The organism is Marivirga salinae (assembly GCF_030503855.1).
GTDB lineage: Bacteria > Bacteroidota > Bacteroidia > Cytophagales > Cyclobacteriaceae > Marivirga > Marivirga salinarum.
Window position 1 is genome coordinate 3,158,805 of record NZ_CP129971.1, and the last position, 14,804, is coordinate 3,173,608.

Below are 14,804 nucleotides of genomic sequence, written 5' to 3' on the forward strand. Positions count from 1 at the left end.
GAAAAACCGAAGCCAATAAGCTTCGGTTTTAATAAATAGAGATAATTTTAATTAATCTACTTCATTCTCAATTTTTTCACCAATTGACTTTAATTCGCTTTGAACTTCATTGTAAGCACTTTGAAGTTCTCTTTGAATATTATCCCAAGTATCTTCAGTAGATCTTTCAAGCTTCTTTAGATTATCCTCTAGCTTACGTTCAGTATTTTCAAGTTTATTTTCTAATTCTGAATCGTCTTCTACTTCTTCAAGTCGCTCCTCTACTTTTTCGATTTCGTTTTTCAATCTTGCTTCCCATTCATCCTTTTGGTTTTGGAAATCATTATTCATTTCTTCAGTCTCCTCGTATTGGGCTGCATCCTGATTGTGGTCATTGTTAGACCCACAAGCAAAAGCTGATGAAATTAATAATGCTGCGGTTAATGTTTTAATTGATAGTTTCATAATTTAAAAATATTTTGTTTTTAGTTCAAAAAATATATCTCATTATTAACGCAGCAAATAAGGCAGGGTTCAATCTAAAAAATTAGATGTCTCTGAATAGTACTAAATATGTATCAAATAAAGTCATACAAACTAAATAGAATACTATTTTCATCTATCAGAATAGATAGGGGATTTATAAAGAATAATAAAAAAAGCCCCAATGCGATTATGCATTGAGGCTTGTATAATATTGATTCAAAGTATTTTATTTAACTGAATCTACCACGCTTTTGAAAGCTTCCGGATGATTCATAGCTAAATCAGCTAATACTTTTCTGTTTAATTCTATTCCTTTTTTATTTACAGCACCCATAAACTGAGAATAAGACATTCCGTGTTCTCTGGTTCCTGCATTAATTCTTTGAATCCACAATTTTCTGAATTCTCTTTTCTTTTGTTTCCTATCTCTGTAGGCATACAACCAACCTTTTTCAACAGCATTTTTAGCTACTGTCCAAACGTTTTTCTTTCTACCCCAGTAGCCTTTCGCATACTTAAGGATTTTTTTTCTTCTAGCTCTTGAAGCTACATGATTTACTGATCTTGGCATAAATTTTAATTTTTTGGAAATTGGTGACCAACATTAAAGTTGATTCTTGACGTTACCATATATCCCGGTTTAACATTGAACCTTCGTTCATTTTAATTTTGCGAAATATTAAAGATTAAGCATGTCTTTCACTCTACCCATATCAGACTTATGAACAAGTCCCATATCAGTTAAGCGTCTTTTCTGCTTAGTTTCTTTTTTGGTTAAAATATGACTTTTAAAAGCGTGTTTTCTTTTAATCTTACCGCTTCCAGTCAATTTAAACCTTTTTTTCGCGCCTGATTTTGTTTTTACTTTAGGCATTTATCTATTTATTTAAATTGGTTACTTATTTACCTTGTTTAGGAGTAATGAAAAGTGTCATTCTTTTACCTTCCAATTTAGGCATCTGTTCAACTTTCCCTAAATCTTCTAATTCAGAAGCAAAACGCAACAATAAAAGTTCTCCTCTATCCTTAAAAACAATTGTCCTTCCTACGAAATGAACGTAAGCTTTCACTTTTGCACCATCTGTTAAGAATTTCTTAGCATGATTCAGTTTAAATTCAAAATCATGATCATCGGTATTCGGACCAAACCTTATTTCCTTAATAACAGTTTTTTGTGCTTTGGCTTTTATCTCCTTTTGCTTTTTCTTCTGCTCGTATTTAAATTTTGAATAATCAATAATTTTACAAACAGGCGGATCAGCTTTTGGAGAAATCTCAACCAAATCTAGGTTTTGCTCTTCAGCCATTCTGAGGGCCTCACCAATGGTATAGACGTCAACTTTTACATTTTCACCAACTACACGAACCTCTCTAGCTCTTATTTTACTATTAACCTTGTAGGGTTCTTCCTCCCTACCTCTAGGTCTGTAGCTGCCTTTTTTTCGCATTTTACTAATATTAACCTCCTTTTTTTAGTTTACAGTGTGCAAATATCGTTATAAATATTGGATTACAAAATTACAATCCAAAATCTAGTAATCAATATCATTTATTTTCTATACTATCTATTACTTTTTGATTGAAAAATGATTTGAAATCCTCCAAACTCATGCTTCCAACATCTCCTTCTCCATGTTTTCTAATCGAAACTTTACCTTCTGCCTGTTCCTGTTCCCCAACTATTAACATATAAGGGATTTTTTTGATCTCAGCGTCACGTATTTTCCTTCCAATTTTTTCATCTCTATGATCAATAAAGCCTGTTATATCATTAGCTTCAAGTTCGCTATAAACTTGATTGGCAAAATCAGCATATTTTTCTGAAATAGGTAAAACTGCCACTTGCTCCGGAGATAACCACAATGGGAAATTACCAGCGCAATGCTCAATTAAAACAGCTACGAAACGTTCCATACTTCCAAATGGAGCTCTATGGATCATAACTGGTCTGTGCTTGCTGTTGTCAGCTCCAACGTATTCCAACTTAAATCGTTCTGGAAGTGTATAATCAACTTGGATAGTTCCTAATTGCCAGCTTCTTCCTAAGGCATCTTTCACCATAAAATCAAGCTTTGGACCGTAGAAAGCTGCTTCTCCCAATTCAATAACTGTTTTCAAGCCTTTTTCTTCGGCTGCTTCAATAATTGATTTTTCTGCCTTGTCCCATAATTCATCTGAGCCGATGTACTTCTCTTTATTTTCTGGGTCTCTTAAAGATACTTGGGTTACAAAATCTTCAAAACCTAAAGAATTAAAAACAAATAATACTAGGTCAATTACTTTAATAAACTCCTCTTTTACCTGATCTGGGCGACAAAAGATATGTGCATCATCTTGAGTGAAACTTCTAACTCTGGTTAAACCATGTAATTCACCGCTTTGCTCATATCTATAGACTGTTCCAAATTCAGCCAAGCGTAAAGGAAGATCCTTATAACTTCTTGGTTTGGTTTTATAGATTTCACAATGGTGAGGGCAATTCATTGGCTTTAGCAAATATTCCTCATCACTCTTCGAATCATCATCAGATGGTGCTGCTATAGGTTGAAAAGAATCTTTTCCATATTTTTCGTAATGACCCGAAGTGATATATAATTCTTTATTACCAATATGTGGAGTAATAACGGGTTGATAACCTGCTTTTACCTGTGCTTTCTTTAAGAAATTCTCCAAACGATCTCTCAACATAGTGCCTTTAGGTAGCCATAATGGCAATCCTAAGCCCACTTTTTCAGAAAAGGCAAACAACTCCATTTCCTTACCAAGCTTTCTATGATCACGTTTTTTAGCTTCTTCTAAAAGCTCTAAATATTCTTTTAACTCTTTTTGCTTAGGGAAAGTAATTCCATATATCCTAGTTAACTGCTTACGCTTTTCATCTCCTCTCCAATAAGCACCTGCAATATTTAATAGCTTTACTGCTTTGATGTAGCCAGTATGTGGGATATGTGGCCCTCTACATAAATCGGTGAAGTTTCCTTGTTGATAGAAGGTGATTTCTCCATCATTCAAGCCATCAATCAACTCTAATTTATATTCATCTCCTTTTTTCTGATAATAATCAAGAGCATCCTTTTTTGAAACCTCAGATCTCTGAAATTCATTTTTTTGACGAGCTAATTCAAGCATTTTTTGCTCAATTTTCTCTAGTTCCTCTCCTTGTAGCTCTTGATCTCCAAAATCTACATCATAATAAAAACCATTGGCGATGGGAGGTCCTATTCCGAATTTTATGCCAGGATATAACTCTTCTAAAGCTTCTGCTAACAAATGGGCAGAAGAATGCCAGAATGTATTTTGTCCTTCTGGATCGTTCCAAGTCAGTAATTGAATATGAGCATCTTCATTTATCGGTCTTGTTGAATCCCAAACTTGCCCGTTAACTTTTGTCGATAAAACATTTCGAGCTAAGCCTTCACTGATACTCATGGCGATATCATGACCCGTTACGCCCTTGTCAAATTCTTTTATACTGCCATCAGGCAAAGTAATCTTTATTTTATTACTCATATTATGTTGTAATTCTTACTTAATTAAATGTGATTTTGAATGAAAATGATTCCTAATTACAAATATGCAATTTTTGATTTAATAAGTGTAAATGGATTACAGCTTAATTGCCAATTACTTCTCCTTTTGCATTTAAAGTTTTTAAAACCTCTCCATTTTGATCGTAGAGAAAAAATATTCCGGCTTCTACTCTTGCATCACCTAATATATTTTCTGATTCAAATTCTAGCCTCCATAATTCTTCCATTTGATAAGATAAATAGAGTAGAATTTGTGATGAGTTTCCCTCTTCCACCGATTTAAGATTTACCAAAACATTATTATTTAAATCAAGGATTTTTTTAACATTTAAAGTAGTGTCTTCAATTATTAAATGATTTTTAATCTTCATATCAAATCCAGCATTGGCTACAAACGGCTTTTTTTGCCAACTACCCACCATCAATAAAGAGGAGTTGGATTCAATTAAATCCAAAATATATTTATCGCCCTTATTTGCTGCAGCATTTATTGGGGTGATATAAATTGTGTCTTGATCAGTAACAAAGTATTGAATATCAATTTCCATTTCTTTAGTTTTCTCAGAAACGGACTCGTATTTTTTCTCTAAAATAGTTTTTTCAGTATTAATATAAGCATCTATTGAAGGTTCAAAACCATCAAAATATGCAGCAAAATCTGTTTTTATTCGGTCATTTATTTGACTATCTATCAATTTGATCATCTCTAATTGATCAGCAAGCCTGTTTTCATATTCTTTAACAACATTTGTTCTTTGATAAATATTGGAAGAATCAGCCAATACAGGGAATAAATTAACATTCGTAATTAAATTGCTTTTATTCTTAAGTTGCTTATAACGCAATAAATTATAAACTACATTTTGTTTATCCAGATTTTCTAATCCTTTTTTCAACTCTTCTGGAATGTTCATTTCTTTAATTTTAGCAGAGTCTTTTACTTTTTCATTGAAACTCAATGCACTATTAAAATCATTATCAGTCTTATACAACAATTCTTTAATTGGCTGAACTTCTGTTTCAATTCTCTTATCCAGTGCAATCAAATACGTAGCATAATCTTGTATTTCAATCTGAAAATTATTGAAATCAATATCCTTTGGAGCTAATTGATCCCAATTATCAATAGTTGTCAATTTTAATTCCGGATCATAAAGGGATTGATTTAATGATTTTAGCTTTTCAACAAAAATTGAATAATTGGTTTTAAAATCATTAAATAATTTTATTACTTCAAGTAAGTCTTCTCTGTCATCTGAATTTGCTCTCAACATAAAGGATGATTCATCAGGATAAGAAGAATAGAAATCAACTGCTTTATTTACAAAAATATTATATTGATCTACAGTTTTCTCCTTTATTTGATGTACTTCATTAACTAATTCTTTTTTTGTAGTTACATCAGCTATTTTATTTTCATAATCCAAGTGGACGTCCGATTTTTTAATCCCGAATTTACCGGTTCTTAAATCCCTTCGATTATAAGCCATATAATAATCATCATTCTTTCTGACCTCACGATCATCTACTAATGAAATAGCTTTTTTATATGATTCTATTGCTAAATTGGCCATGGAATCATATTTTTCTGTTGAAGGAAATATCTCAACAGTATCTAACTTTGAAATAGTGATTTCACCCAAGTAAAAATAGGCATTGGCTTCATCGTCATTATCTTCTAAAAATTGCAGCAAAAGAGGTTCCGCTGATTTATAGTCTTTACTTTGCAATAAAGGGAAGACGTTTTTGTATTTAATTCTCTGAGAATAGGAATTCAATACAAATGAAAAGCAAAGAATTGATATCAGTATAATTAATCTCATTAACTTAAATTTAATTGAAATTATAGAATATAATATTGATTTATTACAAAAGTAATCTATTCTAAGTAAACACCAAAACCTTCATCTGAACGGGTGAAATTAATTCGTTCTTGAATTGTGGTGGCTAACTCAATTCCAGTATAATTTGCGGAAATTGGAAAAGAACGATGGGCTCTATTTACCAAGAAAGCAGTTTCAATTTTCTTAAGCTTTATATTTAGGAATGGTTTTAATGCGTAAAACATGGTTTTACCAGAATTCAACACATCATCAACTAATAATATTACTGCCTTTTCGGAGTTTTCAATTGGATCTGAAAGCTTTACCTCAGACTTTTCAGGATTGGATTTATCGATATTTAACTCTATAAAAGTAGGGTCTAAATCAGAAATTTCTTTTAATTCTCTTTTGATTTCTTGACCTAAAATAGCTCCTCCCCCTTCAATACCGATGATGTATAGGTTTTCTTCTTTATAATTGTTCTCTAAAACCTGAAAAGCTATCCGTTTAATTTTACTACGGATAGCTTCTCGGTCTAAAATTTGACTGCTTTTGTTAAGCATAAATTTATTTGTTTTCAGGTATTGGCATTTTTTTGCTATCCTTAAAAGTAGATAAAATTACCATGGATTGCATGCTATCCACTACTTCTATTTCACTTACTTTCTCCAACATTAATTTTTGATAAGAAGGGATATCTTTTGCAATAACTTTCAGAATAAAATCACTAGAACCTGTCACATGATTACATTCAATAATTTCATCTACTCCGTCAATAGCCTTTATGAATTTTTCAATATTTGATCTATTGTGACCTTTTAAAGAGACCATTACATAGGTACTAACTCCTAAATTAATTTTCTCATTGTCAAGCTTTGCATGATAGCTTTTTATTATACCAGCATTCTCTAGTTTCTTAACTCGCTCTAATGTTGGTGCAGGTGATAGTCCAATATCTTTCGATAATTGTGCATTGGTTATTCTGCCGTCTACTTGCAAAATATCCAATATTTTTTTGTCAATTTTATCCAGTTTGAAAGGTAACATTTTAATTATTTCGTATTTTCAATTAGAACGCAAAATTAATATATATTATTGACTTCAACCATATAATAATGTATTTATACCAAATTTATTTTTGTCATTTGGATAAAAATATAACATAAATATTGAAATTATAACATCAAACTTCCTTTACTGCAATATTGACTTAAATTAATGTTAGTTTTAATTTTCAAATATGATATATTCTAACTCATGCCCTCATCAAACTTAAATAATTGGATTAATTTTCAAGGTGATAAACTTAGTATTCATGATTTCATTGAAATGTATAAAAATGATGAAAACAAGCTACTTAAAACAGTTATTAAATTCATAAATGAGTGGCAATCCGATACCCCTTACATTTTACAAAATACTTCAGGCTCCACGGGAAAGCCCAAAACCATTAAAATTTCTAAAAGCCAAATAAAAGAAAGTGCATCAGCTACTTTAAATACATTAAAAATTAAAGCTGGCGATCATGCTTTGCTATGCATCAATCCTGAATTTATCGGTGGAAAAATGATGATTGCTAGGTCTTTTATAGGCGGATTGAATTTAAGTATCACTCCCATAAGTGGTAATCCTCTGAAGAATTTCAAATTTCAAGAACCTATAGATTTCTTTTCCTTTGTCCCCTATCAATTGGAAAGGATTTTAGATGAAAGCGCTGATAAAATTGAGTTTTTGGATAAATCAAAAGCCATTATTCTAGGAGGAGCTCCTGTTTCGGATACTTTAGCGAAAAAAATTAAAACTCAGATCTCAAATTCTAAAGTTTATAGTACTTATGGCATGACCGAAACTGTATCTCATGTAGCTTTAAAATTGATTAATTCAGATAAGGATGAAGCTTTCACGGCCTTAGAAAATATTAAATTTTCTGTGGATGAAAGAAACTGTTTAGTAATTCACGCACCCAAAATCACTGGACAAGAGCAATTAATTACCAATGACGTTGTAGATTTAGTTTCTTCAACGGAATTTTATTGGCTAGGAAGACACGATTTTGTGATTAATACGGGAGGTATCAAAATTCATCCTGAAGTATTAGAAAAAGAGATAGCAGGATTGTTCGAAAATAAAAGCATTAAAAATCGATTTTTTGTTTTTGGTTTACCCAATGAAAAATTCGGAGAAACAGTGAATTTGTTAGTGGAAGGTGAATATGATCATGAAAAGGTTATAAATCTGTTAAAGCAAAATTTAAAAGCTTTTCATGTGCCAAAGAATATATTTACGACAGAGCAAATTGTAGAGACCGAAAATGGCAAAATCAGTAGATTGAAAACTATTGAAAATTTAGATTAGTTTAAAAATGAAATATGAAGAAAGCATTTAAAATTTTAGGAATAGGATTACTCAGTATAATTGGTATCCTAGTAATCCTGCTTTTAAGTTTTTATAAATCAGATATTCAAGCAAGTGAAAATCAAGAAAAGTATTTCACCGAAGAGTCTCAATTTATCGAAATAGATAGCAATAAAATCCATATCCGGAAAATGGGTAAAGGGTTTCCTATTTTATTGATTCACGGTAGTTTTTCATCTCTACATACTTGGAATGTATGGCAAAAGCAATTGCTAAATGATTTCACTACCATTTCGATTGATTTACCTGGACATGGATTAACAGGTCCTAATCCACAAGCCAGATATGACACAGATTATTATGCAAACTTGCTTTGGGAGTTAATGGATAAGCTCAATTACGATTCAATTGCTGTGGCAGGAAATTCCATGGGTGGACAAGTGGCTTATAAAATGGCACTGCGAAAGCCCGATAAAGTCAAAAAATTAATCTTGATAAATTCTTCGGGGGCTAGTATGAAAGCGGATACTGCTAATTTTAAAGATCAAAATACGTTTTCGGTATTTTCATTAATTAATCATCCTATCTTTTCAAAATTAATGACCAGTATCACTCCAAAATTTCTTTTTGAAATGAGTATGGAACAAGTTTATTATGATAAATCAAAAATAACAGAAGAAAAAGTCCAGCTGTATTATGATTTAATGCTACATGAAGGAAACCGAGAAGCCACTTTGCAAAGATTTAAACAAAGGGCACCATCTGAATTTGATCAATTAGGAAATCTAAAATCACCAACCTTAATACTATGGGGAGAACATGACAGCTGGATCCCAGTCTCTCATGCGCATCGGTTTGACAATATTATACCAAATAGCTCTTTAATAATTTATGATGATGCCGGCCATGTTCCTATGGAAGAAATCCCTACTAGGACCGCAAAAGATGCATTAGAGTTTTTAAAGGACTGATTTAATTGCGGAACCCTTTTCCTTTTAAATCCTCAAAAACTGCATGAGCTGCATATCTACCGGAAGCCATAGCGGCATTGATGGAGCCATTTAATAAATAATCTCCAGCTAAATAAATACCATCTTGAATTTTAGATTGAGAGGGCTTCATTTTATTTTGGAAATCATCTATTTGCGGTAACGCATTATCAATATAGAAAGTCTTCAAATGCTCAAGTGTTGCATTTTCTAATTCTGGGAAGACTTCTACAAGTTCCTTTAAAATTCTTTGTTTTAATTGTTTGTCGTTTTCTTGATAATTTTGAGTTACTGAAACCGACAACAAATAGCTGCCTTCTGGGGCATAACTAATTGAAGTGTTGTTCATAACAGAGATGTTATTTATTAAATATTTTTCATCAGGCACTAGCGCAATCAAAGACTTTCCGATTGGATCAATATCGGAGCTAAAATTCAAATTTGTTACAAACTGATCTTCCATAAATTGACCTGCTAATTGTGGTAATAATTCATCGGGTTTAGTAGCAATAATGATCACATCAGCATCTAATTCATCTCCATTATCTAAAGTGACTTTTTTCAAACCCACTTTCTCTACTCTTTGATTATATTTAATATCTGTTTGTGCCAAATTAGCAGCCAACATTTCAGGAATTGCTTTCATTCCATTTTTAGGAACAGCCGCATGTCCTTCACCAAACATTTTAAATACAAACTCCAGCATTCTTGAAGAAGTGTCCAATTTATTTTCCAAAAATATACCTCCAAAGAAAGGTTTGAAAAATTGTTTTATGATGGTTTCACTAAATCCCTTTTCTCTTAGAAAGTCTAAAGAAGTGGTTTCAGTTTTTGAAAAAATCATTTCTATCGACAATTTCTTTAATTCCCTATTCCATTGAAATATTTTCAATTTATCAGAAAAGCTCCCTACAGGTGAAAAGAGCATACTAAAAAGGGTTGTCGGCTGCCTCAACGGATCGGAAATTATGTAATTTCCATTTTGAGAATCAATAATTAGAGCTCCTGGAGTAAATTTCTTGAGGTTCAACTTCTCATAATCTAAATAATGCTGAGCTTCAGGGTATGCGGTTAATAAAACTTGAAATCCATGATCCAACAAGTACTCTCCCACTTTATCCGTTTTCACTCTACCTCCAATGCTATCAGACCCTTCTAAAATGGTAGGTTTAAAACCTGCTTTTTCTAATTCAATGGCTGCTGTTAGGCCGGCAATACCAGCCCCAATTATGATTACTTTCTCGTTTTGCATGAAATTGCCTATGATGCTATTATGACCTTTTGAAAATTTAATTCAAAGATGATTAATTAATTGATTTCTAGAAACGGAAAACGAAGATGTTTTGATTTTGGTTTATATATGAATGGCTTTTAAATAAGAAAAAAGGTCAACCCTCAGAGGATCTTTAAATTCTTGAACTTTCAGTTCTTGATTCTAGACTCTTGAACCTATTTCTTATCACTTGCAATCTTTTTTAATTTATCAGGACTGATTGGCTTACTAATAAAGCCTTTGATGTATGGGTTCTTATCTGCTTTATCCAAATCTACAGGATTAATCGATGAGGACGTTATATAAATTCTCATTTTATCAACTATGCTCAACTCTTGTAAAGCATCCATAAGTTCCCACCCATCCATCATGGGCATATTAATATCTAGGAATAAAATCTCTGGAATATCTTCCCTGTTAGCTGATTTCAAATATTCCAATACCTCTCTCCCATCTTCAAAATTATGGATGTGCTCTGCAAAGCCTTCATCTTGTATAATTTCTTTACTAACAATAAGAAAGAGCTCATCGTCATCAATAATGAATATATTCTTAAATATTGCCATCCTTCAAAAACACTTTAAAAGTTGATCCAATTCCTAATTTACTTACCACTTCAATTTTGCCACCCATAGACTCTATCTGATTTTTTGTCAAAAATAGCCCTAATCCGCGAGAATCTTTATGGTTATGAAAAGTTTTATACATGCCAAAAAGTTTTTCACCATATTTTTCTAAATCAATTCCCAAGCCATTGTCTTCAATTTCAATGATTACAATTCCATTAAATTTACGGGAACTAATGCGAACATAAGCATCATTCTTTTCAGGATCCTTATACTTTATAGCATTGTTTAATAAGTTTGTAATAATACTTTCTAGAAAAGCAGGAACTGCCTCAACATATACTGCTTTAGAAACCTCATTTAAAAACCAGATTTTTGATTCTTTGATGAAGTTTTCAAATGTATCAGAAAAAGCTGTTATCGCATCACTAAGATTAATTTTATGCATTTCATCCGCAGAAGAAACCACAGAAACTACATTATTGAGATGATGCAGGGTGTCATCCAGCTTATCGGAAGCTACATTGAGTAATTTCACATATTCATTTTCAGCTATTTCTGGATTTTTCTTATTAATCAAATACATCAGACCTTGAATGTTGGCAGAATGTGACCTAAGATTATGCGAAACGATATAGGTGAAATTTTTCAACCTTTCGTTTTGATCCTCAACTATTGCTAGATATTTCTTTAGAGCATTTTCTTGTTCCTTTCTTTTTGAAATATCAGTGATGTATCCATCTAATCGAGAAGGTTTACCATTTTTTTTAATTATAGTTCCTTTATTTAAAACCCATTTCAATCGGTCATCTTTAGAACGAATTCTATATTCTAATTCAAAACTTCCTTTTTCATCTAGGTCTTGGTAGGCCTTTTCAAGCAATTTTTTATCATTTTCATAAATTCTTTCTTCCCATCTATTACCAACATAATTTTCTAAATAATAGGATTGTGGAAAGCCTGTTATTTTTTCAATGGAAGGCGTGATATAAATCATTTTATATTCTGGAATTGAAACAGACCAAACAACATCATCCATTTCTTTCAAAATACTTTGCATTTGATTTTTGGTTTGGTCGAGTTGCTTCTGAGCTATAATTCTTTGCGTAATATCTAAAATTGTAATCACCACCTCATTTACCTTGCCGTTATCATAACTCATAGGCGAGCCTTGAAGTGATAAATATTTAACAGTGCCATTTTTCCAAACTAAACAAAGCTGTACATCTTTTACAACATCTTGGGTTTGATTCACTTTAACAAATGGTAATTCTTTGGAAGGAAAAGGCTTTCCATCCATAGTATAAAGATCCCAAATTGGGTCATTATAAGTTTTTTGCTCTATTTCATTTTTCTTTAGACCTAATATTTTTTCAGTGCCTTTACTTACAAAAATAATTTTCCCTGCATTATTTAGCACCATTAAATTAAGTGCATTTGTATTCAATATTTTGTTAAGAAATTTCCTTTCGATTTCTAAACGATTTTCAAGTTCCTTTCTTTCAGTAATCTCCATATGCATACCTGAAATACGTGAAGGATTTCCTTTAAAATCTCTTTCCACTACAGAACCCCTATCCAATATCCATATGTAATGTCCCTTTTTGTGTTTAGCCCTTAATTCTACATAAAAATCACTTTTCTTCGGGTCAGGAAAAACATTTTCCATAATGTCATTGAGCTTTTCCATATCTTCAGGATGGACTAACGAATGCCAATTATCAATGGAAACTTCAAAATCGTTTCTAGTGTAACCCAGCATTTCAAACCAACGATCATTGACTGTCATTTTACCAGAATTAGCATCCCAATCCCAATAGCCCAATTCACTTCCTTTCAATACAAATTGAAGCCTTTCTTCACTTTCTTTAAGCAAATCTTCCCTTTGTATTCTTTCTGTTATATCACTCTCTATAGCAATAAAGTTGGTAAGTTCCCCAGCTTCATTAAATACAGGATTGAAAGTAATGGATACCCAATATTTCTTACCTGATTTTGAATAGTTTAAGATCTCTTGAGTAAAAGGCTTTAATGTTTTTAAGCCAGCTCTGTTAGCTTTAATGTGTAATGGATTTGTTTCCTTACCATGCAAAAATTTACCTGGCTTACCACCTAAAACTTCCTCCAATTTATAGCCTGTTTTTTGTTCAAAAGCTGAATTCACATATTCAATTCTGCCTTTATCATCTGTAATTACTACCAAATTAGTGGTTTTTTCAGCCACTAGAGATAAGCGCTTAAGTTGGTTCTCTGTAGCAATTTGACTTGAAATATCTTTGGCTATTGCTACAAAATGATTACCTATAGATTCATTACGAATATATTGTACTAGAACCTCAACAGGAATTTCTTTTCCGTTTTTCGATAAATGTGTGGTTTTTAGTCTTAAATTAGAATTTTCTCCTTTCTCAAATGAAACTGCTAATTCCCTCATGCTTTCTTCCGTCAACTCAGGATTGATATCATAAGGGTGTAACTGCAAAAGTTCTTGTTCTGAATATCCTAAAGTTTTAATTGCTCCCTGATTTACATAGTTAAATTGCAGGCTATCTTTATCGTAAATAAAAATTGAATCTTTGATTTGATCTAATGTATTCTTTAAATTAGTTAAGTATTCTTGATTCTTTCTTTCTTGTGTAACATCCGTTTGAATGGAAATATATCTTTTTATTTCTCCATTATTACCATAAACAGGATCTACAAAACAAGAAACTATGTAAGGATTACCAGACTTAGTATAATTTAGTATTTCTTGGATAAAAGATTTTCCTGAATCTAATTTTCTTTTAAAAGAAATTTTATCTTCTTCATTTGTGTTTGGCCCATGTAAAAATTCACTTGGATTTTTACCGATAATATCTTCTGCCAGATAGCCAGACATTTTGTGAAATGAATTATTTGCAAATATTATTTTCCCATTTCTATCAGTAATTAACACTGGATACAATGTATTTTTTGGAACTAATGCTAAAGTGTCTAATTCATGTTCATGAATTTTTTTATCTGTTATATCTAAATGATATCCTATAAACCATTCTACTTCACCACTCTCCGTTCTAGATGCAATCTTCCCTGAAGCAGTAACCCAACGCCATGAACCATTTTTATGCTTAAATCTAATTTCAGTTTTATATTCATTAATTTCACCTGACAAATACTTTTTTGCAAGTTCCAAAGTAGATTCCCCATCATCTGGATGAGTCAAATTAATAAATGTTTCAACGGTAACAGGCTCTAGTTCTTTTAGGGTATACCCTGCAATATTAGCCCATTTTTCATTTACAATTAATTCATTTGTTTTAAGATTCCATTGCCAAATGGCAAAGTCTAATACATCAGAAACTTTTTCAATAGATCTATAAAAATCATTTTTGATTTCAAGGGATGCTAATATAAAATTACCCTCATTTTCATTAAGATTGAAAATAGAATAATGAATTGATACTTTTTCTCTCCTCAGTTCTAATTTAGTATGAAAAATTTCCTGCTGGAGTTCACCTTTATGCTTATTAAATTCTAATTCTGTAATTATAGCTTTTAAATATTCTCTGTTTTGATCATTGAGTTGATCAAGGTTTATTTCATCATTACTATTTATACAGAGTTTTCCAGCAAATTTCTTATCCAGAAATAATTGATTGTGTTGGCCTACTTTCCAAAAGCAATAGCCATCTACAGCATAATCATTGATTAAATTGAATAATAAATGACTTTCTTTTATACAGAAATATAGTTGCTGTTTTAACCCATCCATTTATTAATAACATATATAAGAATATTAAAATATTCTTGATTTTTTTTTG

13 protein-coding genes are annotated in these 14,804 nt (G+C 31.5%); 2 read left to right on the forward strand and 11 right to left on the reverse strand.

Annotated elements, in window-relative coordinates:
• Positions 1-51: 51 nt before the first annotated feature.
• The 8 genes from QYS49_RS13230 to QYS49_RS13265 all read right to left on the reverse strand — a co-directional run bounded on the left by QYS49_RS13230 (position 52) and on the right by QYS49_RS13265 (position 6,865).
• Positions 52-444 carry a hypothetical protein gene (locus QYS49_RS13230; protein ID WP_308347894.1) on the reverse strand — a complete coding sequence of 131 codons (393 nt, stop codon included), beginning with the start codon at positions 442-444 and terminating at the stop codon, positions 52-54.
• Positions 445-691: 247 nt separating this feature from the next.
• Entirely contained in the window at positions 692-1,036 is a 345-nt protein-coding gene (rplT, locus tag QYS49_RS13235) for a 50S ribosomal protein L20 (RefSeq protein ID WP_308347896.1), read from the reverse strand.
• Between the two features lie 108 nt (positions 1,037-1,144).
• Entirely contained in the window at positions 1,145-1,339 is a 195-nt protein-coding gene (rpmI, locus tag QYS49_RS13240) for a 50S ribosomal protein L35 (RefSeq protein ID WP_085515541.1), read from the reverse strand.
• A 25-nt stretch (positions 1,340-1,364) separates the two neighbouring features.
• On the reverse strand, positions 1,365-1,913 hold the full coding sequence (gene infC, locus QYS49_RS13245) for a translation initiation factor IF-3 (protein WP_085515540.1): 549 nt from the start codon (positions 1,911-1,913) through the stop codon (positions 1,365-1,367).
• 97 nt (positions 1,914-2,010) lie between these two features.
• Entirely contained in the window at positions 2,011-3,975 is a 1,965-nt protein-coding gene (gene thrS / locus QYS49_RS13250; RefSeq protein WP_308347901.1) for a threonine--tRNA ligase, read from the reverse strand.
• A gap of 103 nt (positions 3,976-4,078) precedes the next feature.
• Entirely contained in the window at positions 4,079-5,818 is a 1,740-nt protein-coding gene (locus QYS49_RS13255; protein WP_308347904.1) for a tol-pal system YbgF family protein, read from the reverse strand.
• A 56-nt stretch (positions 5,819-5,874) separates the two neighbouring features.
• Positions 5,875-6,381 carry a phosphoribosyltransferase family protein gene (locus tag QYS49_RS13260; protein ID WP_308347906.1) on the reverse strand — a complete coding sequence of 169 codons (507 nt, stop codon included), beginning with the start codon at positions 6,379-6,381 and terminating at the stop codon, positions 5,875-5,877.
• A 4-nt stretch (positions 6,382-6,385) separates the two neighbouring features.
• Positions 6,386-6,865, reverse strand: coding sequence for an Lrp/AsnC family transcriptional regulator (locus tag QYS49_RS13265; protein WP_296619588.1), 480 nt, complete (start codon positions 6,863-6,865; stop codon positions 6,386-6,388).
• A gap of 210 nt (positions 6,866-7,075) precedes the next feature.
• Here QYS49_RS13265 and QYS49_RS13270 point away from each other — a divergent pair, with 210 nt between their 5' ends.
• Positions 7,076-8,173: an AMP-binding protein gene (locus QYS49_RS13270; RefSeq protein WP_308347909.1), complete on the forward strand. Its 1,098-nt coding sequence runs from the start codon at positions 7,076-7,078 to the stop codon at positions 8,171-8,173.
• 14 nt (positions 8,174-8,187) lie between these two features.
• Positions 8,188-9,144 carry an alpha/beta fold hydrolase gene (locus tag QYS49_RS13275; protein ID WP_308347910.1) on the forward strand — a complete coding sequence of 319 codons (957 nt, stop codon included), beginning with the start codon at positions 8,188-8,190 and terminating at the stop codon, positions 9,142-9,144.
• 1 nt (position 9,145) lies between these two features.
• Here QYS49_RS13275 and QYS49_RS13280 read toward each other — a convergent pair whose 3' ends face one another.
• From QYS49_RS13280 to QYS49_RS13290, 3 genes are all read right to left on the reverse strand, one after another.
• Positions 9,146-10,414 carry an NAD(P)/FAD-dependent oxidoreductase gene (locus QYS49_RS13280; protein ID WP_308347912.1) on the reverse strand — a complete coding sequence of 423 codons (1,269 nt, stop codon included), beginning with the start codon at positions 10,412-10,414 and terminating at the stop codon, positions 9,146-9,148.
• A 197-nt stretch (positions 10,415-10,611) separates the two neighbouring features.
• Positions 10,612-11,001, reverse strand: coding sequence for a response regulator (locus QYS49_RS13285; protein ID WP_308347914.1), 390 nt, complete (start codon positions 10,999-11,001; stop codon positions 10,612-10,614).
• Positions 10,988-14,755 carry a PAS domain S-box protein gene (locus QYS49_RS13290; RefSeq protein WP_308347916.1) on the reverse strand — a complete coding sequence of 1,256 codons (3,768 nt, stop codon included), beginning with the start codon at positions 14,753-14,755 and terminating at the stop codon, positions 10,988-10,990. The genes QYS49_RS13285 and QYS49_RS13290 overlap by 14 nt, the downstream gene beginning before the upstream one ends.
• Positions 14,756-14,804 lie beyond the last annotated feature (49 nt).